Here is a 19262-nt window from a genome sequence, read left to right as displayed (position 1 = left end):
AGATCAGCAGATTTAACGCATGCAAAAAAGCCCTAATGCAGAAGATATGGACTTTGCTCATTACCACATCTTCTACAAAAGGGGCTTGATCATAAAGAAAAATATCAGATTAAGAAATATGAATGCCTACTACTACCAGGTTATAGATACCCTAACGATTCACTTCACAACAGACTGAATATATTGAATATGTTCTTGATGTTTAACGATAGAAGACGCTTGTTCAGGGTCAACTTGTGTTTCTTTTATATTCATTAGTTTATGCAAAACGATTCTCTGTGCTGCTTCGTTTATCCGCTCTTCAGAGATTTCTTCTTTTTGTACAGCTTCAACTAGTCCATTATAGACTTCTAATTGATGAGAATATTCATGACATACAAGTAGCAGGTCAGCTCCTGCTTGTATAGCTTCTTTTCCCATATCTTTATAAGAATAATACTTATTCACTGCTCCCATCTCTAAATCATCCGTTACAACGAGCCCTTGATAACCCAATTTTTTTCGAAGTAAATCATTAATAATAACAGGTGATAAGCTAGCAGGCTTTTCTTTGTCATAAGCAGGATACTTCACGTGAGTTACCATGACAAAAAAGTTGTTATCATCTTTTTGTTGAATCATTTGTTTAAATGGATAAATATCTGAGTTTTCAAGATCTAACTGATCAGCTTGCACTGATGAAGTCTCTACATGAGGATCTACATTGCTTCGTCCATGTCCAGGAAAATGCTTAAGTGCTCCTGTCACACCAGATGCGTTTAATCCCTGTACGACACTCGATCCAAATTCATATGCTTTGTTCTTGTCTACTCCGAATGACCGTGTATCATTCGCTGATAAATCAAGAACAGGTGAAAAATTGATATTAATCCCCATTGAATTTAATTCTTTTCCATTTAACTTCGCAATTTCATATATTTCATTTGCCATTGCTGTTTGACCAAGCTTTTGCTGTGAAGGGAGCGGCGATACCTCTTTCCTCATTCGGACAATATCTCCACCTTCCTGATCTACAGCCGTCATCAATGGCAGTTGAAAAGTTGAATCGGCTACTAGAGACTGCAATGAGTTGGACAGTTCCGCCACTTGTTTCGGTGCAGTCATATTACGATCAAAATAAATGATTCCACCTATATGCTTATTCAGGATCATTGCTTCCACTTCACTACTGACTTTTGTTCCGTGAAACCCAATCATTAAGACTTGTCCAACTTTCTCCTCTAAAGTCATAGTATTTACTATTTTTTTTGCTTTCTTATCTAAATCTTTCTCTTGTTCAATTTCCTTTAATAAATTAGGTTTAATAGCGGGCTTTTCTATTTCTTTTTCTATTTCTTTTTCCTCAACTTCAGACATCACTTCTTTGGCAGGTGCCGGCTTTTCTTCGGGCTTTTGCGCTTTGTTCACCATCAACAACATCACGATAACTGTGAAAAGGAACAATACAACTCCCCATGAAAGTAATTGATATTTTTTATTATCCATTATTCAATTTTGGCATTCAGTTTTTTAATTTCTGATTTGGACAACTTCCATCCAGTAGACTCTTTCACTAAATACCATTTTCCTCCCCATGTTTGAACTAGTGTACTTCCATCAGCTTGATAATCATGGGAGACCATCTCAAAGGAAGCCACTGCCTTATCACCGTTAAGTTCCTCTACTGTTGCATAATTAACAGTGTTTCCGATATTTTTATCAAACCCTTCAGACCATTTACTCAAACTCATTTTTCCTTTTCGACCTGAGCTAAAGAAATCATAAGCATACCCATAATCTCCACTTGAAATCCCTGAATAATGGTTATATATAACATCTCTAATCTCTGCTTCTTCAGAGACACGATTCGCTGCTCTTTCTGCCTCCTCTTCTGCTGCTCTTTCCTTTGCTTCCTGAATTACTGTATCATCAACCCACAATTCAACTTCATCATCCTTGTATGCTTCTGTAATGACAATCGGCTCACTTTTCAATAATTGCCCATCTTCTTTAACTTCTGCATGAATCTTCATCGAACCATCTACCGGAACGGGCCCTAGTGTATCTATATCTGCTACCGTTTTATTCGTGCTTTTTCCATTGATAAAGACTGTAGCCTGATCATAATTCGATGTTAAATAAATTTCTGCGCCACTTAGGTCGAACTCAACATCAATTTTGTTACTAGCTTCATCTTGTGGATGAATTATTTTACTGTCATCAACAACTGTATATGTACTTTTATAAGATGCTTGTAATTCATGTGGGATAGGAAGAAAAGGTCCTAATGTTTGTATTTTATTCTCTTCAACCTTTCCTTGGTCCTCACCATCAATCACTAACTTTGCACTAGGCTGATTAATGGACACTTTGAAGTAGACCTTCTGGAAATCTAATCCATAAGAGGGTAGGAACAACCACTTCCTCCCTGATTCTACAACTGATAACATATTCTCTTTTTGCTTGACGCTCATCCCATCTTCAAGTTGCTTAGCCTGCATCCTTAAAGCTTCTTTGGTTTCTCCTAACATAGAAGGATCTTCTTTAAAATAATCAATCAATCTGCTAGCAGCCGCTTCATTTACTGGCATCTCATCTTGACCAGAGTTTAGCAAACTGGCTAGTGTCTCTTTATCCCCACTCTTTACAGCTTTTTCAAACTGTTTAACCACTTTGAATGGGCTGTTTATTGCCTCTGCAGTTTTCCATCCAACAATCCCTATAATGACGAATAGTACACTTCCAATAATCAATCCTTTTTGCAACTTAGATAACGACTTTTTCTGAACTAGTTCCTCTGTAACCTGTTGTACTGTTTGTCCACAACTGGTACAAAATGATTGACTAGACTCCAGGGCTTCTCCACAGTTTTGACAATGCCGCACACTCTTCCCCTCTTTCCATTTAAGTTAAATGATAACTTTAGTTCCATCTTTAATAATATTATACAAAATAGTGGATAAAACAGCACATTATTTTTAAATATTATGGTAAATTTATAAGTATAAAGATTGATAGGAGTGATAAATAGTGAGTGATTTGCAAACAAAGCTAGGTGGCGGATTGAATAAGATTCAAGATGGCCTCCAATTCGGTAAACAAAAGATTCAAATTGTTCAGGAGGTTAGTCAATTAAAGAAGCTGATCCAAGAATCAAACCTAGAACGCAACGAACTTCTTATCCAATTAGGAGAAGAAGTGTACAAGAAAATACGTATGAAAGAATTATCAAATGAAAATTGGTCAACAAAAGTAGCTGCCTTATCCATTGTCGACTTGAAGATTTATCAAGCTCAACAAGCTATTACAGAAATAAATAAAGCATCTGTTCAACAGAATGCCTGTCCAAACTGTCAGAATCCGATAACTTCTGAAGATAAATTTTGTGGAAGTTGCGGAACAAAAGTAGAACAAGAGAAACCTGTAGATAATATCGAAACTGTTGATTGTACTATCTGCGAAGAGCAAATCCCTATTTCCTCTAAATTCTGTCCGTGTTGCGGCACACAGAGGGTATAACACTTTAGAAAGGAGCAAAGAAAAATGTTTTGTAAAACATGTGGCACCTCCAATCCTGATTGGAGCAATTATTGTCAAAATGACGGCACTCCCCTCCGCGATTTATCTAATCTTACTCGACTAAAGTCTATGAAGAGAGAAGCGGAATTTTGTGCTGAGTGCGGTGAAAAAACAACGGGTGATGATAACTACTGTGGTTCTTGCGGACAATCCCTTTTTACGTACTCTAAAGAAAAACCCTTTAAAGAAACTGAAACCGTTGTCGTTCCTATTCAGACCCGTTCTTTTTCTCTATCATCACTTTTTTCTAAACAATTGTTCCAAAGAGCGTTACTTCCAGCTGTTGGTGCTTTTCTAATCATGTTAGTAGCAAGTTTTCTGATTTCTTCTTCAGTTAATAAATACTACGACTCTCTGTTTACTGAATCATTTGACTTAACTCCAGATGAAATGATTGAGTCAATCGCTCATGAAACAGAGCTAAACTTAAAAAAGCCTGGCGATCTATTCGGATTTACCGATTTTGCAATGACTTCGCATTTAATTACTCCGACATACAAGTTAGTAGCAAAAGAGTTTAGTGATTATGAAGAAATCAATACTGTTGGCAAACTTGACTTCAATATGTCCTTTATTATCTTAATGTTTATCCCTATACTAGCTTTATTTCTAGCAGGGATCTTTTATAGAAGACAAACGCAAGAAACATCCATAGCACAATTGTTTGCGGGTGCGATGGGAATTAGCTTAATCTATGGAATATTATTAATGATCTTGTCCTTTTTCAGTGGTTTTTCATACGATTTAAATGTTAAACAAGTGGATGAAAAAATCAATGCCTCCTTTGACACGAATTACTTTTTCTTAGCGGCCTTTTTTAAAGGTTGGGGAATCGCAGTGGTATCTAGTTTACTAGGAATGTTATTTAGCTTTAACTACCGTCATATTACGAGGCACTTAGAACATTTGATTTCTTATGGACAAGCTATTCATCAAGGGTTTTCTGCATTTGTTCGTGGATTTTCTGTATTAGCAATGACCATCGTCATCTTACTCGGTGTCAAATTCAATGACTGGAAAGAAGGACTAATATACATATTCAACGATAGTGACATACTTGATAAAACATGGACGTTTGTCGCTTATTTCGGCGTACAATGGTCTTCAATGCTCTATAGTATGCTTCACCTTTCTCCCATTACCATGAGAATCGAATCTATAGGTAATAGCATCGAATTAAAATACTCCATTTTTGGTGGGTTTGACGATTCAACTCTTAGCAGTATGGCAGTCGAACTTTTATTTGATATGAACAATGTAAATCTTTATTTACAACTAGCTGCACTTATTCCAGTTGGGTTTCTTTTGTGGGCAGGATACTCACTTGCAAAGTCAGGTCATGCAGACGTAAAATCGATTGTTGTCTTAAGTCTAGTTTACAGCATTTTCACTACGCTCCTAACTGCGGCAAGTAATATTCATTTAGCGGGTGAGATTACAGAGAATACCGAAGGATCATATTCAGTTGAGTTCATAATGGCCGTCAGCTCTTTACAAGTATTTATCATTGGCTTTATCTTAGCCGCTCTTTTAGCTTTCGCTGGAACATCTATTTATAAATACTTACCAAATAAACAAAGATAGACAACAAAAGCCCCCTCCTAGTGTCAGTGATAGTACATAGGAAGGGGCTTTTAGATTATAAATCGTCCATAATCATATATCTATTTTAAAAAGTATGTTCATCAATAATGATTGAACAAGTAACCCTATGAATTCAATTGAAACCGTTGAAAAAATCGAGTAACAGAGGTCCGACCTCCAATTACTTTATCTTTTAACTCTCCCAGCCTCATCTCCATTCATTAAATTTTCTATTTCATCGACAGTACTTAAATTAAAATCATACTCCATCGTATGCTTTAAACAAGAGGCAGCAACAGCGAAATTTATTGATTCCTCCCCCGAAAAGCTGTTAATGATTGAATAAATTAATCCTGCTGCAAACGAATCACCCGCTCCTAATCTATCAACAATATTTACATCATACTTTTTCGAAAGGTGATAATGTTCTCCATCGTATAATAAACCTGACCATAAATTTCTATTAGCTGAAAGACTTTCTCTGAGAGTTAACGCTACCATCTCGAAATCAAATTTCTCCATAAGTATTTCTGCGACAGATCGATAAGAATCGTAATCTACAGATTGAAAGTGTTCATCCGAATGACCGCATTCAATATTAAACACCTTTTCTGCGTCTTCTTCATTACCTATGCAAATATCCACATACTTCATTAGTCTCGTCATCACATTCGAAGCTTGTTCCTTAGTCCACAATTTGCTTCTATAATTCAAATCACAACTCACTTTTATATTCCTTCGCTTCGCTTCCTTGCACGCTTCATAACAAATAGCAGCTACATTTTCATTTAAAGCAGGTGTGATTCCAGAAAAATGGAACCATTGAGCATCCTGAAATATTTCACCCCAATGAAAATCCTCCAATACAGCGGTAGCTATTGCGGAATGTTTCCTATCATAAATCACCTTAGATGGTCGTTGTGATGCTCCTTTTTCTACAAAATATATCCCTAACCGCTCTCCGCTCCTATTAATAAAACCAGTGTCTACTCCAAATTTTCTAAGTGAATGAATGGCTCCTTGACCAACTTCATTATCCGGAACGCTCGACACAAATGATGAAACCAGCCCTAAGTTCGCTAAAGAAACGGCAACATTTGCCTCACTTCCTGCATAACTAACATGAAATGTATCTGCTTGCAAAAATCTAAGATTGCCTGAAGGGTTCAGTCTCATCATAATCTCCCCAAAGCATACAATCCTACCCATTGTTAACTCCCTCCATTTGCCAATCCTTTAACTGAAGGTATTTAGTTGGCGTAATAAATGTTAGATCCATTTCATTCTTTAGCTCTTCTAATACCGATGCAATTCCTATATTCAAATGTTCAATCACTTGATTACTCGTGGATAACATCATATCTTTGTTCACATAATTTTGAGTATGATCATAGGAATATCCATCAAGCCCAGCTAAAAATACTTTTTTTACATTTAGCTTATTTAAAAGCTTCAAAAGCATAAGCGTAGAGTTATCTTTAACAGCTGACGTATTATTTAATAAATCCATATAATTAACAATTATATGTTTAGCACTATTGTTATAAATATTAGAGGTAAGAATTACATTCATATTTCTGGAGTTTACTGTCTCATTTTGAGCCAATAAATCAAACCTTTTTTCATTACTTATAAAAATATAATCCACATTAAATTGCTCTGGTATAAAGTTTACGCTAATGGCAATCGTGTCTTCGTGATGAATTAGACCCCTAATTTGTTCTTGATGCTGCTCTATACTTCTCCCCGGAGCAATCACTATAATATTTTTTCCGCTAAAGCTTTTATTTAATTCGAAAATAATATTAGAATCATCAAAATAATGTTTTTGATAACTTAAATATAAGTTTTCAATATACTGTTTATCAAAACTGAACTTTTTTTCTGCTGAAATATTAAATAGTATTTCACTAATCGATTTAACGGTTAATGTATTTTTTTCTGCTAAGTAAGATGCATAATTAGGATGACAGTTGTTAACTGCAGACAAATAGTGCGGTAATGAGTATCCCCAGTAATTCATGGAGTATACTCTATTTAAAATCTCATCAATGATTTGTAATAGAGGATATATTTTATATTGCGTGCCTAGTGAATCATTGAGGAATTGTAGAAATAATTCTGTATTAAGATTTCCAGCTCCTCTGCCCATACCAAAAACGGAAGAGTCTATAATTCTGGTTCTTTGAGTATTCACTTCAACAAATGATTGAGCATTTGAATAAGCTAATTGGAGATTATTATGTGAATGGTAACCTATCTTTATATCATGATTTAAATTATGATCAATCAAGTAAAACATTCGAAGCAAATCCTTCTTTTTCATCACCCCAAAGCTATCTACTATATAAAAAGCATATGGACTAATATCATTCACTTCTTTAACTAATTTAATTAATTCTGAATCGGTATAATTAATCGTAACCATGGGTTGAATAAAGAGCATATAGCCTTTTTTAGCAAGTTGGCGACAAAATTCTATTGCTCCATCTACTTGATGGATATGAAAAACTACACGAATTCCATCAATCACATTACTATTAAAGGGAGGAATATCGTCAATGTCATATTCACCATAATTAATCATGCATACGTATTTACTATTCTTTCTTTTTTTAGGGATGAATTCATTCAATCGATCCATAGAATCAAAAACAGACCGGTCTCTATCATATATTCCTTTATTGCTTAAGTATCCGCATTCGATCATATCGATTTCGGAACTTGTAAGATAACTAATTATTTTCTTAATGTTTTTTTCTCCAAAATTCCAATCATTAATATATCCACCATCACGAAGAGTACAATCTAGAACTTTCACATTCATACTTATCATCCCCTCAGTTGTATTCCCTTAATCGACGCATCTACAATGTAATATTATTTGCTTCAACAAACTCTCTAACTTTGTTCAAATCATTGGGTGTATCGACGGCTATAGTATCAGAATCAACCTCAACAAATTGTACATTTATTCCATTCTCAATAAACCTTAATATCTCTATATCTTCAATCTTTTCAATTTTCCCTCTATCTGTCTGACAAAAGAAAGATAACGCCTCTGGTGTGAATCCATATACACAAACTTGTTTATAATACTGGAAATTTATATTTCCTTTTGGGTAAGGCGAGGCACTTCTCGTAAGGAAAACACCTATATTTTGATCGTTAGTAATGACTTTAGGCACAGTATAATTAACAACTTCTACGGGATCTTTAATGACCGTCATTAAATTAGACACTTGCAACTCGCGATCTTCAAAAAAAGGGAGGACGGCCTTTGAAATAGTGTCTGACTCTATTAAAGGCTCGTCCCCTTGAATATTAATATATAAATCAGCTGGAATTTTCCGGGCAACTTCCCCCACCCGATCCGTTCCTGTCTGATGCGCTTCTGATGTCATAACAACATTCATTCCTAATGTATGACAAACTCGCTCGATTCGTTCGTCATCCGTTGCCACGTATACTTCTGTTAGTTCTTTCACCTTTTTAGCCTGATTGTATACCCACCAAATCATTGGTTTTCCTGAAATATCAGCTAATGGTTTTCCTGGAAACCTTGAAGATTGATGTCTTGCAGGTATTACTCCAATAATCCTCATCTACAACTCCCCCTTTTCTATTAAGAAACTACTTTTAATATGTGTTCTAACTCTTCAAATTTATATATTTTCGTGATTTTAGGATCCTGCAAACTTGGAAATTGATTAAATTCAAATATATCCGATTCATTAAGTAAAATAGCGAGCGATTTTGAGTCATTATACATCGCTTCTAATAACACAGTAGACTTTCTAGCCAAACAAATATTATTGGTAATGGCCTGGTCGAAATCCTCAATAAATTTTATATTTAAATTAGAATAGTTTTCTCTTCGATCTCTTGGGTGAAGCTTCACGTAAAATTGAATGTTTTTATCTAAAACTATTCTTTCAATTTCTGAAATGATTTTTTGATTTAATTCAATCCCTGACGCCTCAGTGAAGAAGACCACATCCCTGGTTAATTTTTTATGATTTTTTGACATGATCCTTCTCGTTACATTCTCAGAGAATAAAAACTTATCGGTATCGTACAGTTCATTTAAATATGCTGCACCTACTTCAGAGTAAGCATAGAATACATCCCCTACGAACATATGCGGTAAAGAAAAGCCATACTCAATCCCATGGGGAATATTTATGAACTTAACATTATTTTTCTTACATATTTTTTCTTCAATCAAGCCATATCTATCTAAGTTATTGCCGGAATAAAATTCTGTAACATTTCCTGAAGAAAGTAGACAGTCTAAAATGAATTCATACAGTACAGAGTGTGGCACTCTTGTTGAATAATAATAAAATAAATAATAACGTACAGAATCTCCCAGATGTTGTTTACAATAGTAACTAATAAATTGGTAGTCACGAATGATATTCATAATAAAAAAAGGAAGCAATCTTAAGAAATCCTTGATCTTAACAGATGAATAAAACTCATTGTTAAATCTAATTTTTTCTCTGACTAAACTGGCATCTAAATTTTCTTTAAACCACTTGAATTTAGAACTAGCTGCTTTCGTCCTCTCAAAAATCACTTTATTCTTCATATTTGTTTTCTTTGAAAATAGCGAGTTACAAAACACAAACAGCAAAAGCCCTATAGGTATGAAAATAAGATTCAATACAGATAGGACTAAATAGCTCATGTTCTTAACGTAATAGTTGACATTCATTTTTTGTTGAACATTTTTAAAACCTAATTTTTTATTTATAGAAAAAAGAATGGCTTGATCTTTTGCTCCTATCTCGTCATTAATTTCATACCCATTAATATTCTTTATTCTTTGGTATATGGCCATGTATGGTCTATAGTAGCTAAGAAATAGCTCGTTAATTAGCTTATTCGAATACTTTGATTGCTTCATTGCTGCTTTATTAATTTCTTTATTTATATTGGAGTTAAATAAGTTATCAACATCTAGGAACTCACATTTAATAAAATGACCTACTTTTTTATAAAACTTCATCTTTAATACCGCCTATACGACTAATGTGTTGTTGCCATCTCCATGCATCACGGCACATGTCCGATAGTGTTTTTTCAGCTTTCCAGTGTAGTTCTCGTTCGGCTTTTGACGGATCAGCATAACACGAGGCAATATCTCCTGAACGACGGTCAGCAATGTGATACGGTACTGTTGCACCGGTAACCTTTTCAAACATGTTAACAACATCAAGTACACTATACCCCTTTCCTGTTCCGAGGTTATAAGCTTCGATGCCTGTTACACGTTTCACCTTTTCCAACGCTTTAATGTGACCTGCGGCTAAGTCACTTACATGGATATAATCACGGACGCCGGTCCCATCCCAAGTAGGATAATCTCCGCCATATACAGAAAGCGCCTCCCGTTCTCCAATCGCTACCTGCGTAATATAGGGCATTAAGTTACTAGGAATACCTGTAGGATCTTCTCCTATCTCCCCACTTTCATGGGCACCGATTGGATTAAAATATCGAAGCAAAGCGATACTCCACTCCTCATTCGCTCGATACACGTCCTGTAAAATTTCCTCAATCATCAATTTCGTTCGTCCGTATGGATTTGTCGAATGTAACGGAACATCTTCCGCTATCGGAACTTGTTCCGGGATGCCATACACGGTTGCCGAAGAACTAAAAACGAGGCGTCGCACCCCGAATTTATCCATCACTTTACATAACGTGATCGTTCCGCCGATATTATTCTCGTAATAAAATAATGGACGATCAACCGATTCAGAAACAGCCTTCAACCCAGCAAAGTGAACGACCGCTTCAATCGAAAACGTCGCAAATACTTTCTCAAGTGCTCGCTCATTCCTCAAATCAACTGCCCGAAACGGAATGGGGTGTCCAACTAGTCTCTCTAACCGCTCAATCACTTCGATCCGGCTATTGGAAAGATTATCAACAATCACTACATCATACCCTGCTTCTAATAAAAAAAGAGCCGTATGACTTCCAATGAAGCCCGCTCCTCCCGTCACAAGTATCGTCATCTCAAATCACTTCTTTTCAAAGAAAATGCTTCTACATAATATGAAATCGTTTCTTTTATTCCTTGGTCGAACAAGTACTTTCTCTCAAACTCTAGCTCTCTTCGCAATTTTGAATCATCAATCGCATAGCGAAAATCATGCCCCGGCCGATCGGCCACGAAGGAAATCAACTGCCGATAACTAGTGATTCCCTTCTCATTCAGCTGGACAGGTTGTTCTTGATCGAGAATATCACAAATCGCTAACGCTATTTCCATATTCGTCTTTTCACAATGGCCACCAATCAAATATGTCTCCCCGGCTTTTCCCGCAAAAAACACTCGTTCAATCGCCCGACAATGATCCAGCACATACAACCAATCACGGACATTTTGACCATTTCCATAAATCGGAATGGTGTGTAATGCGAGTGCTTTTCGAATGATCGTTGGAATTAATTTTTCCTCATGCTGCTTCGGTCCGTAGTTGTTCGAGCAGTTGGTCGTCACGACATTCATCCCATACGTATGAAAATAACTCCTTACCATCATATCGGAGGAAGCTTTGCTCGCCGAATATGGACTATTCGGTGCATAGGCTGTCTCCTCTGTGAAAAATCCTTCCGTCCCAAGCGTTCCATACACTTCATCTGTTGAAATATGGTGAAACCTTGCCTGTTGAAACGCTGGCTTATACTGACCAATTCCCTCCATCCAAAACGTTCGAGCCGCTTCCAGTAAGTTAAACGTACCTAGCACATTCGTTTCCACAAAGCTTCTCGGATCACGAATTGATTGATCGACATGAGACTCGGCAGCAAAATGAATGACCCCGTCAATTTGATGTTGTTCAAACAAATGCTCCACTAGGAAGCGATCACAAATATCACCATGAACAAATGTATGGCGTGGATCATCCATGATCTCCTGCAAATGCTCTAAGCTTCCCGCATACGTTAATTTATCCAAATTTACGATGTGAATATCTCGATGCTGCTTTAACATATGCTGAACAAAATTAGAACCAATAAACCCGGCACCGCCTGTCACTAATACATTCATTTATACCCTCTCCAATATGCATGTCGCTATTTTTTTCACATCTTCTATTTCTAATTCATGATAAAGTGGTAAACATACTATCCTTTTCGCCACATCTTCAGAAATCGGACATGAGCAAGAAGCATTTAAATAGGGCAACGTATTTAAGGATGGATAAAAATATCGCCTTGCATAAATTTGCTTCTGACTTAGTCGCTCCATAACAGAAAGCAACTGTTGCTCCGTTTGAAACATCACTGGATAGTAAGCATAATTGTAAGAAACATCATTAGAAATGGACGGCCTTTCCACTCGATTTTCTAGTAAACGATCGTATACTTCACATAAAGTCTTTCTTTTCATCATCAACTCATCAACATACTTTAAATTACACAACCCCATTGCCGCATGAAGCTCTGAATTTTTAGCGTTCGTCCCTACCAACTGATAGTCCTCTCCAACAAAACCAAAGCTTCTCAACAATTTGATCTGTTGTTCGAAAGCCGCTCCATTATGATGAATGACCGCTCCACCTTCCACTGTGTGAAACAACTTCGTCGAATGAAAACTAAGGGTCGATACGTCCCCGTAATTCAACACGGATGTTCCTTTATATTTCACCCCGAAAGCATGAGCAGCATCATAGATCACTTTGAGATTGTGTTTTGTAGCAATTTCCTCGATCTTCTCTACATCACAAGGAATACCAAATACATGCGTGGCTAAAATTGCTTCCGTTTCATCCGTAATTGCTTCTTCTATTTTTCCAGCATCGATACACAGCGTCTTTGGATCAATGTCAACAAACACTGGCTCGCAATCCTCCCACAAAACGGCTGTAGTTGTCGCTATAAACGAAAACGGAGTCGTGATCACTTTCTTCTTTATTTGTAGAGATTTGATCGCTAGTTGAAGTGCCGTCGTCCCATTATTGACAAAATGAAGAGCCGGGACATTCAAGTAAGTCATTAGCTCACGTTCTAACCGCTGAACAAACTCCCCGTTATTGGTTAGCCATTTCGTATCCCACAGTTTAGAAATGAATTTGTTGTACTCTTCCATCGGAGGTAAGAAAGATTGCGTCACTGGAATCATCTTCGATCAAAACCTCCCCGTGACCAATTCATTTAAGTAGGTGCGATATCCATTTTTATACTGAGCAGCAATATCCAATAACTCTTCAGCTGAAATCCATTGATTACGGTAGCTAATCTCTTCTAAACAAGCGATTTTAAACCCTTGCCGTTTCTCAATCGTCTCCACATACTGCCCTGCCTCTAGTAAGCTTTCAAATGTTCCCGTATCTAACCAAGCAAACCCTCGACCAAGCAGTTCTACTTTCAACTGTTGCTGCTTTAAGTACTCCTTATTAATATCTGTGATCTCTAACTCCCCTCGGTCCGATGGTTTCACCTGTTTGGCGATCTCAACGACTCGATTATCGTAAAAATATAAGCCTGTCACCGCATAATTTGACTTCGGCTGAGCAGGCTTTTCTTCTATTGATATCGCATTAAGGTCAGCATCAAATTCAACGACACCAAAACGTTGAGGGTCAGTGACTTGATAGCCAAACACAACCGCCCCTTCTTTCAATTGTGCCGCTCGCTTTAACACAGGAGAAAATCCTCCACCATAGAAAATATTATCTCCTAACACAAGACAGACCGAGTCATTACCAATGAATTCCTCTCCAATAAGAAAAGCATCCGCTAAGCCGCGCGGATGCTCTTGCACTTCATATTTCAGTTCAATGCCCCAAATCGATCCATCCCCTAGTAAACTTTTGAAAAGGGGGGCATCTTTCGGTGTAGAAATAATCAAAATCTCTCGAATCCCCGCTAACATCAAGACAGATAAAGGATAGTAAATCATTGGTTTATCATACACTGGCAACAGTTGCTTAGATATCGCTTGGGTAAGCGGACTTAACCTTGTTCCATTCCCACCAGCTAATATAATCCCTTTCATTCCAATCACCTTTCTTATTATCATCTTAACGCCCTTTGCCTTTTAAAAGGACAGAAAATGGCTTTTTCCTTACCATCGCTTGAACAATGGGCGCTATCATTTCATAAATCATTGCGAGCTCTTTGATTTTAAACATTCGACTAAAGGCGACATACAGAACAACACCTGTACTAATTTGTGCACCAAGCTTCAGAAGTGGCTCATCAGGCAACACACTGCCTAACAAATATACAATCCCCCCCATACCTATTGAAATTAACAGCATCGGAAATACATCCTTCACTTGATCCATAACAGAATAAGAAATCTCTCGCGCTGAAAAATAAGCATTTAAATAAAAGGACAAATACGAGCTTACAATCGCTGCTCCGATTAAGCCGATAATCCCTAACGAAAGGAATAGTGAAATAGCAATTAAAATCGTTATCAATACTTTTTTAATGATTTCGAGTATTAAAAATAGATCAGATCGTCCCTTCACTTGCAGCATATTCAAGTTAATCGCATGTAACGGATATAGCATGCCAGCGATACATAATAATTTAAAATAAATAATCGATTCGAACCATTGTTCTCCAAAAATCAATGGGATAAGCGTGTCGGCAATCGTCATTAATCCAATCATGACGGGGAACATAAGATAAGCAGATGTTCGGATTATTTTTTGAAAACCTAAGCTAAGCCGCTCTTCCTCCTCTTGAATACTACTTAAAACGGGATAGGTCACACGCTGCAACGCACTCGTTGCGGAAATAACAATGACATTACTAAGTTTCGATGCATTTGTATAAAATCCCAAACGAGTAGCTGAGTACATCCGTCCAATGATCATCGCATACACTTGGTTATATATAGTATCAATTATCCCTGAAATTAATAACTTAGAACCAAAGCCAAACAGCCGTTTAAACGATTGAAGACTAAACACAAAGGACGGCATCCATTTATTCGAGAACCATAACAGCGCCGTTTGCATCATTTGTAACGTTAAGGTTTGCGCCACTAAACTCCAAACGCCAAACCCTAGGAAGGCACAACTAATCGCTACTATACTAGCCACAACAGCTGATAACAAATTAATTTTTGTTTGTGTTCGAAAGTTAATTTGTTTAATCAAAATGATTCGTTGAATGATCCCTAAGGAATGAATAATCAATCCAAACGACAATACTCGCAAAATAGGTATTAACTGTTCTTCATGAAAAAAACCGCTAATCAGCGGTGCCAAACTATTTAAAAGACTACACATCACAATAGCCATCAACAATTGAAAGAAGAAAACGGTCGAATAATCCTCTTGAGTAGTATTCGTTTCGCGCACAAGTGCTTGTGTAAACCCACTGTCGATGATAGCGTTAGATATGCTGATAAAGATCAAAACCATTCCAATCACACCAAAATGCTCCGGTGATAATAGTCTCGCAAGAATCATTAAGACAACAATCTGAACACCTTGGTTCATAAACATATCCATGAAGCTCCAAAGCAAACCGAAAATCGTTTTTCTTTTTAATTGGTTTTCATTGGGCATCAGCTTCACTTCACTTTTTGCAAAGTAGAGTAAATCCGAGGAAAATAACATCTAGAGTAGATTTTCGCCTTTTCTACTGCACTTAAGCCGTCAAATATTTCTTTGAATCTTTCGGCTTTCAATTCATATAATTCACCTTTCAACACATGAATTTGAAACTCAAAAATCTTTTTCACACGGTCAATATCCTCTGCATATTGAAAATTAGAGTATTCATTAAAATAATCGTATAAGTCAATAAAACATTGATGATGCTGAATTTGCTTTTCTATCGTATGATTTTCCTTATTCCACCTAGTCGTAGCGGAATTAGACAATCCGAAGCGATAAGCACACATTTTTTCATCTATAAAGTAGGCATATCCATGACTCGTCGTAATCAGTTTTACGGAATTATCATCGACGATCACACGAAAATACCAATCAGGACGATCATCCATTAACTGCTTAGGGAATAAAAAAGAAGCGGTTGGAATATAGCCAAGTAAGGCAAGCTCCCCCGCTAAATATTTATGGTTTTCTCTGTAGTAATAGGGTACATTGTTTTTCAACCAAGGTACAACACTCCGTCCTTGTGACTGTTTATTCTCATCTACCACTTCACCATTCGTAAAGCAAAATGTACATTCAGGATGACTTTCCATATAATCAACTTGCTTTTGCAATTTATATGGATCAATCCAATAATCATCTCCTTCACAAAAAGCGACATATTTACCTCTCGACTGTTCGTGAAGGCGGATTAAATTTTGCCTCGCTCCTACATTATGTTCAGAAGTAATCAATCGAATGTGATCTGGGTATAAACGAACATATTTTTCTACAATTTCTCTTGTACGATCCGTGCTGCAGTCTTCTCCAATGAGGACTTCAAATTCAAAATTCGTCTTCTGCATCATAAAGCTTTCGATGGCATCCGCAATATAATTTTCATGATTATACGTAATGCACTGAATACTGACTAACGGGTTCATCCAAATCATCTCCTTTCACGCTAGCTATTTGAAAATAGATCTCAAGCAACCTTTCATCATTCATTTCTCTGTTGTGCAAAGCTGCTGCTTTTCTTTTCGCATATTTAGAAAGCTGTAGCGCCAGCTGATCATCGGCAAAGATTTCACATATGTAATGTGCCAACATATAAGGTGCGTCCGATGGGTACACAAACCCTTCTTCCTGATGACTTAATAAATCTGTCACCCCTCCAACATGTGAGGCTATAGAAGGCACACCAAGTAGCATCGCCTCCCCTAATGAGTTTGGACTATTTTCAATAGAGGAAGGACACGCAAACACATGTGATGCCAAAAACCGGGCACACATTTGCTTTTCATTTAACATCCCAGTAAAAATAACCTGGCGTTGCAAGTTATACTTTTCGATTAATTTCTTTATATATTTCCCATAAGAGGAAATCTTTAATTTCGCCACCCACGTATCGGACTTTGTTATGTCATGCCCTCCTACATAAAGCTTTGCATTAGGAAAACGTTTCAATACAAGTGGCATCGCCTCGATCGCGAAATGTAGACCTTTAATAGGATACGATCCTTGACTCAAAAAAATGGAATACCGCTCACAATGATCGATATCCCATTCATGCTGATAAAATTCATTTCTTAACGTTTCATTGCAATAATGATACGTAGCCGCTGGATTAATAAACGATGTACAAGCTCGGTCCCACGTCGTCCGTCCGATAATATGCTCAGCCTTTTGAATTGCCTCTACTTCCCACTTGCCAAGCTTGATAAAGCGCTTTTGTCGCTGCTTAATATTATCTAGCTTGAGTATATCTCTAACAGTAAAGCGGTATTGCACATGATGAGGTAAACCTAATGTATAGTGCTTTGCAATGACCGATACGAGCCCTTGAATAGAAATAACGACTTGAACGCCCGCTGCTTCACAAACATTGACCATCGCAAGCGTATGAGCAAATTCCGTCCCAAAAATATGGACAATATCTGGCTTCGACCGTTCAATGACTTTTTTCAAGCTCTCCACTTGGTCGGGTGATTGTATAGGCGCAAATGCATAGTACTGAATGTTCTCCCCTCTCACCTCCTGCACACCACCTGTTCTATTTCTCGGAAACGAAACAGATAGCTTGACATCGGGACGCTTCGAAAGTGATTCTGAGGCATAGACTAACCATCCACCAAAAGGCAAAACCTCTTCCTGGAATAAACGACTCGCCTCAGGCAACGGAATATTAACAAGCCATAAAATATTCATTGGTTCCTCCATTAGAAATTCTATTATGAACTCATCTTTCGGCGCTCTTTATTTCTCAAAAGTTAACTACTCGAAGTTGTTATAGTTTAACTTTAGAAATACCGAAAGCTACCAACACATATAAAATTTCATTGTAGTTTAGCAACTGGGTATTTATAGTCAACATCACTGCAAGAAAAATCATAAATGCTCCTATTTTAGAAAGGTGAGACTGTCTGAATAAATTGTAAAGTCCCATGATAAAAATCAACGAAAATATAGCTCCCAAAGTAGAGAAAAGCGCCCCTATTGTACTAGTATTATGAGTAGTCGAAAAAGCAAAAGATTTCTCCATTTGACTCTTAATAATTGAGAAAGCATTTATCCCACCACCAAAAATAGGGTGTTCTAGCCAAAAGCTAAAATTCGCTAAAATGGCAACCATTCTTCCTTGATACGAAGACTCCTTTTCCGTCAATTTTTCTACAGTATTTGTAAACATATAAGAAAAGTTATCACTCATAAAATAGAAAATAAAACCAGATGCAGCCAAAATAGAAACAAACCAAGCAATCTTTTTTTTATTTGCTTGAGCTATTTGGGACTCCCGGTCTTTTGTTTCAAAAAAATAGACTCCTAACACAATCATTGCTGTAATATACCCTGGAGTCGAAAAGGTTGTCACAATGCTCAAGCATAAGATCATGACTGTAAAAACACTTATTTTTGTCTTTTTAAAAAATAGTTCAAAGATTAATGCAAAGTTTAGAAAACACTGGTAAACACCAGGTTCCCTAAAGATCCCAAAATTCCTTAAATAGTCAAGTTGATTCAAAACGACCGCAAACCTCATATCTATAAAAGAAATACCTGCTTCATTCGTTATAACAGGCGCAATAAAAGCTGGTAAATGAAATATTAGTGGCTTGAAAGTGTAGGTAACTAATAAAGAATAAGTTGCTAATAAAGTAATCACCTTTACATATGAACCCACAAATTGAGTGACTGTTAAGATATGAGAAAACATATAGCCAATCACTATCGCTAAGATAATCTGCCCAAAACCCCCGGAAAAATCTTGATTAGCCAGCATAGTAGAGAAAAGTGAAATGATTAAAATGATCACCCAAAATGTACTTCCTACATTTAGCCTTTGACCTTGAAAAATCATATGATATAAAAAATAGACTCCTGTAATACAAAAAAGATAGTAGATTATTTCTCCTGGACCACTATAAAATAGATAGGGCATCGACTCATTGCTATAGAATATAAGAATAAACACTAATAGCATGGATATAAAGCTAGTAGCCTTCTCGATTTCCTTGTCTTTATCATTGATCTCCATCGTAT

At 36.8% G+C, this 19262-nt stretch carries 16 protein-coding genes; 2 read left to right on the top strand and 14 right to left on the bottom strand.

Translation table 11 applies throughout. From position 1 onward, the window contains the following. Positions 1–159: 159 nt before the first annotated feature. Both nagZ and CEF22_RS02385 read right to left on the bottom strand, forming a co-directional pair. Positions 160–1443, bottom strand: a complete 1284-nt coding sequence (gene nagZ, locus CEF22_RS02390) for a beta-N-acetylhexosaminidase (protein ID WP_232726041.1) — start codon at positions 1441–1443, stop codon at positions 160–162. 41 nt (positions 1444–1484) lie between these two features. Beyond that, positions 1485–2864, bottom strand: a complete 1380-nt coding sequence (locus CEF22_RS02385; RefSeq protein WP_100401602.1) for a zinc ribbon domain-containing protein — start codon at positions 2862–2864, stop codon at positions 1485–1487. 145 nt (positions 2865–3009) lie between these two features. Between CEF22_RS02385 and CEF22_RS02380 the strand changes: the two genes are divergently transcribed. Together CEF22_RS02380 and CEF22_RS02375 are read left to right on the top strand one after the other, a co-directional pair. Continuing rightward, entirely contained in the window at positions 3010–3498 is a 489-nt protein-coding gene (locus CEF22_RS02380; RefSeq protein WP_100401601.1) for a zinc ribbon domain-containing protein, read from the top strand. A 24-nt stretch (positions 3499–3522) separates the two neighbouring features. Then, positions 3523–5142, top strand: coding sequence for a zinc ribbon domain-containing protein (locus CEF22_RS02375; RefSeq protein WP_100401600.1), 1620 nt, complete (start codon positions 3523–3525; stop codon positions 5140–5142). A gap of 186 nt (positions 5143–5328) precedes the next feature. Here CEF22_RS02375 and CEF22_RS02370 read toward each other — a convergent pair whose 3' ends face one another. The 12 genes from CEF22_RS02370 to CEF22_RS02315 form a co-directional block, all read right to left on the bottom strand. Next, positions 5329–6351: a sugar kinase gene (locus CEF22_RS02370; RefSeq protein ID WP_100401599.1), complete on the bottom strand. Its 1023-nt coding sequence runs from the start codon at positions 6349–6351 to the stop codon at positions 5329–5331. Continuing rightward, complete coding sequence (locus CEF22_RS02365; protein WP_157843139.1) at positions 6344–7969, bottom strand: aldolase catalytic domain-containing protein; 1626 nt, start codon at positions 7967–7969, stop codon at positions 6344–6346. The genes CEF22_RS02370 and CEF22_RS02365 overlap by 8 nt, the downstream gene beginning before the upstream one ends. 40 nt (positions 7970–8009) lie before the next feature. Continuing rightward, positions 8010–8747 (bottom strand): 3-deoxy-manno-octulosonate cytidylyltransferase, encoded by a 738-nt coding sequence (locus CEF22_RS02360; protein ID WP_100401597.1) that lies wholly within the window; start codon positions 8745–8747, stop codon positions 8010–8012. A gap of 20 nt (positions 8748–8767) precedes the next feature. Beyond that, complete coding sequence (locus CEF22_RS02355; protein WP_100401596.1) at positions 8768–10156, bottom strand: hypothetical protein; 1389 nt, start codon at positions 10154–10156, stop codon at positions 8768–8770. After that, on the bottom strand, positions 10143–11171 hold the full coding sequence (galE, locus tag CEF22_RS02350) for a UDP-glucose 4-epimerase GalE (RefSeq protein WP_100401595.1): 1029 nt from the start codon (positions 11169–11171) through the stop codon (positions 10143–10145). Before galE ends, CEF22_RS02355 begins: the two co-directional genes overlap by 14 nt. Then, positions 11168–12211, bottom strand: a complete 1044-nt coding sequence (gene rfbB / locus CEF22_RS02345; RefSeq protein ID WP_100401594.1) for a dTDP-glucose 4,6-dehydratase — start codon at positions 12209–12211, stop codon at positions 11168–11170. Before rfbB ends, galE begins: the two co-directional genes overlap by 4 nt. Further along, positions 12212–13285, bottom strand: a complete 1074-nt coding sequence (locus tag CEF22_RS02340; protein WP_100401593.1) for a DegT/DnrJ/EryC1/StrS family aminotransferase — start codon at positions 13283–13285, stop codon at positions 12212–12214. Between the two features lie 6 nt (positions 13286–13291). Next, positions 13292–14161 carry a glucose-1-phosphate thymidylyltransferase RfbA gene (rfbA, locus tag CEF22_RS02335; protein WP_100401592.1) on the bottom strand — a complete coding sequence of 290 codons (870 nt, stop codon included), beginning with the start codon at positions 14159–14161 and terminating at the stop codon, positions 13292–13294. Positions 14162–14186: 25 nt separating this feature from the next. Continuing rightward, positions 14187–15692, bottom strand: a complete 1506-nt coding sequence (locus tag CEF22_RS02330; protein ID WP_100403879.1) for a lipopolysaccharide biosynthesis protein — start codon at positions 15690–15692, stop codon at positions 14187–14189. A 5-nt stretch (positions 15693–15697) separates the two neighbouring features. Further along, entirely contained in the window at positions 15698–16666 is a 969-nt protein-coding gene (locus CEF22_RS02325) for a glycosyltransferase (RefSeq protein ID WP_157843138.1), read from the bottom strand. Further along, positions 16629–17930, bottom strand: a complete 1302-nt coding sequence (locus tag CEF22_RS02320) for a glycosyltransferase family 4 protein (RefSeq protein ID WP_100401590.1) — start codon at positions 17928–17930, stop codon at positions 16629–16631. The genes CEF22_RS02325 and CEF22_RS02320 overlap by 38 nt, the downstream gene beginning before the upstream one ends. A 79-nt stretch (positions 17931–18009) precedes the next feature. Next, positions 18010–19257 (bottom strand): O-antigen ligase family protein, encoded by a 1248-nt coding sequence (locus tag CEF22_RS02315; protein WP_100401589.1) that lies wholly within the window; start codon positions 19255–19257, stop codon positions 18010–18012. Positions 19258–19262: the final 5 nt, after the last annotated feature.

Origin of the sequence: Bacillus sp. FJAT-42315 (assembly GCF_002797375.1) — a bacterium.
Taxonomy (GTDB): domain Bacteria; phylum Bacillota; class Bacilli; order Bacillales; family Domibacillaceae; genus Bacillus_CE.
Note: the sequence above shows the minus strand (reverse complement) of the source record. Positions and strands in the feature narration are given on the sequence as shown.

Bases quoted from the DNA above. Each gene is read 5' to 3' on its own strand.
- CEF22_RS02315 (WP_100401589.1), bottom strand. From the start codon at position 19,257: ATGGAGATCAATGATAAAGACAAGGAAATCGAGAAGGCTACTAGCTTT.
- CEF22_RS02355 (WP_100401596.1), bottom strand. From the start codon at position 10,156: ATGAAGTTTTATAAAAAAGTAGGTCATTTTATTAAATGTGAGTTCCTA.
- CEF22_RS02365 (WP_157843139.1), bottom strand. From the start codon at position 7,969: ATGAATGTGAAAGTTCTAGATTGTACTCTTCGTGATGGTGGATATATT.
- rfbB (WP_100401594.1), bottom strand. From the start codon at position 12,211: ATGAATGTATTAGTGACAGGCGGTGCCGGGTTTATTGGTTCTAATTTT.
- CEF22_RS02325 (WP_157843138.1), bottom strand. From the start codon at position 16,666: ATGAACCCGTTAGTCAGTATTCAGTGCATTACGTATAATCATGAAAAT.
- CEF22_RS02330 (WP_100403879.1), bottom strand. From the start codon at position 15,692: ATGCCCAATGAAAACCAATTAAAAAGAAAAACGATTTTCGGTTTGCTT.
- CEF22_RS02370 (WP_100401599.1), bottom strand. From the start codon at position 6,351: ATGGGTAGGATTGTATGCTTTGGGGAGATTATGATGAGACTGAACCCT.
- rfbA (WP_100401592.1), bottom strand. From the start codon at position 14,161: ATGAAAGGGATTATATTAGCTGGTGGGAATGGAACAAGGTTAAGTCCG.
- CEF22_RS02320 (WP_100401590.1), bottom strand. From the start codon at position 17,930: ATGAATATTTTATGGCTTGTTAATATTCCGTTGCCTGAGGCGAGTCGT.
- CEF22_RS02340 (WP_100401593.1), bottom strand. From the start codon at position 13,285: ATGATTCCAGTGACGCAATCTTTCTTACCTCCGATGGAAGAGTACAAC.
- galE (WP_100401595.1), bottom strand. From the start codon at position 11,171: ATGACGATACTTGTGACGGGAGGAGCGGGCTTCATTGGAAGTCATACG.
- CEF22_RS02360 (WP_100401597.1), bottom strand. From the start codon at position 8,747: ATGAGGATTATTGGAGTAATACCTGCAAGACATCAATCTTCAAGGTTT.
- CEF22_RS02375 (WP_100401600.1), top strand. From the start codon at position 3,523: ATGTTTTGTAAAACATGTGGCACCTCCAATCCTGATTGGAGCAATTAT.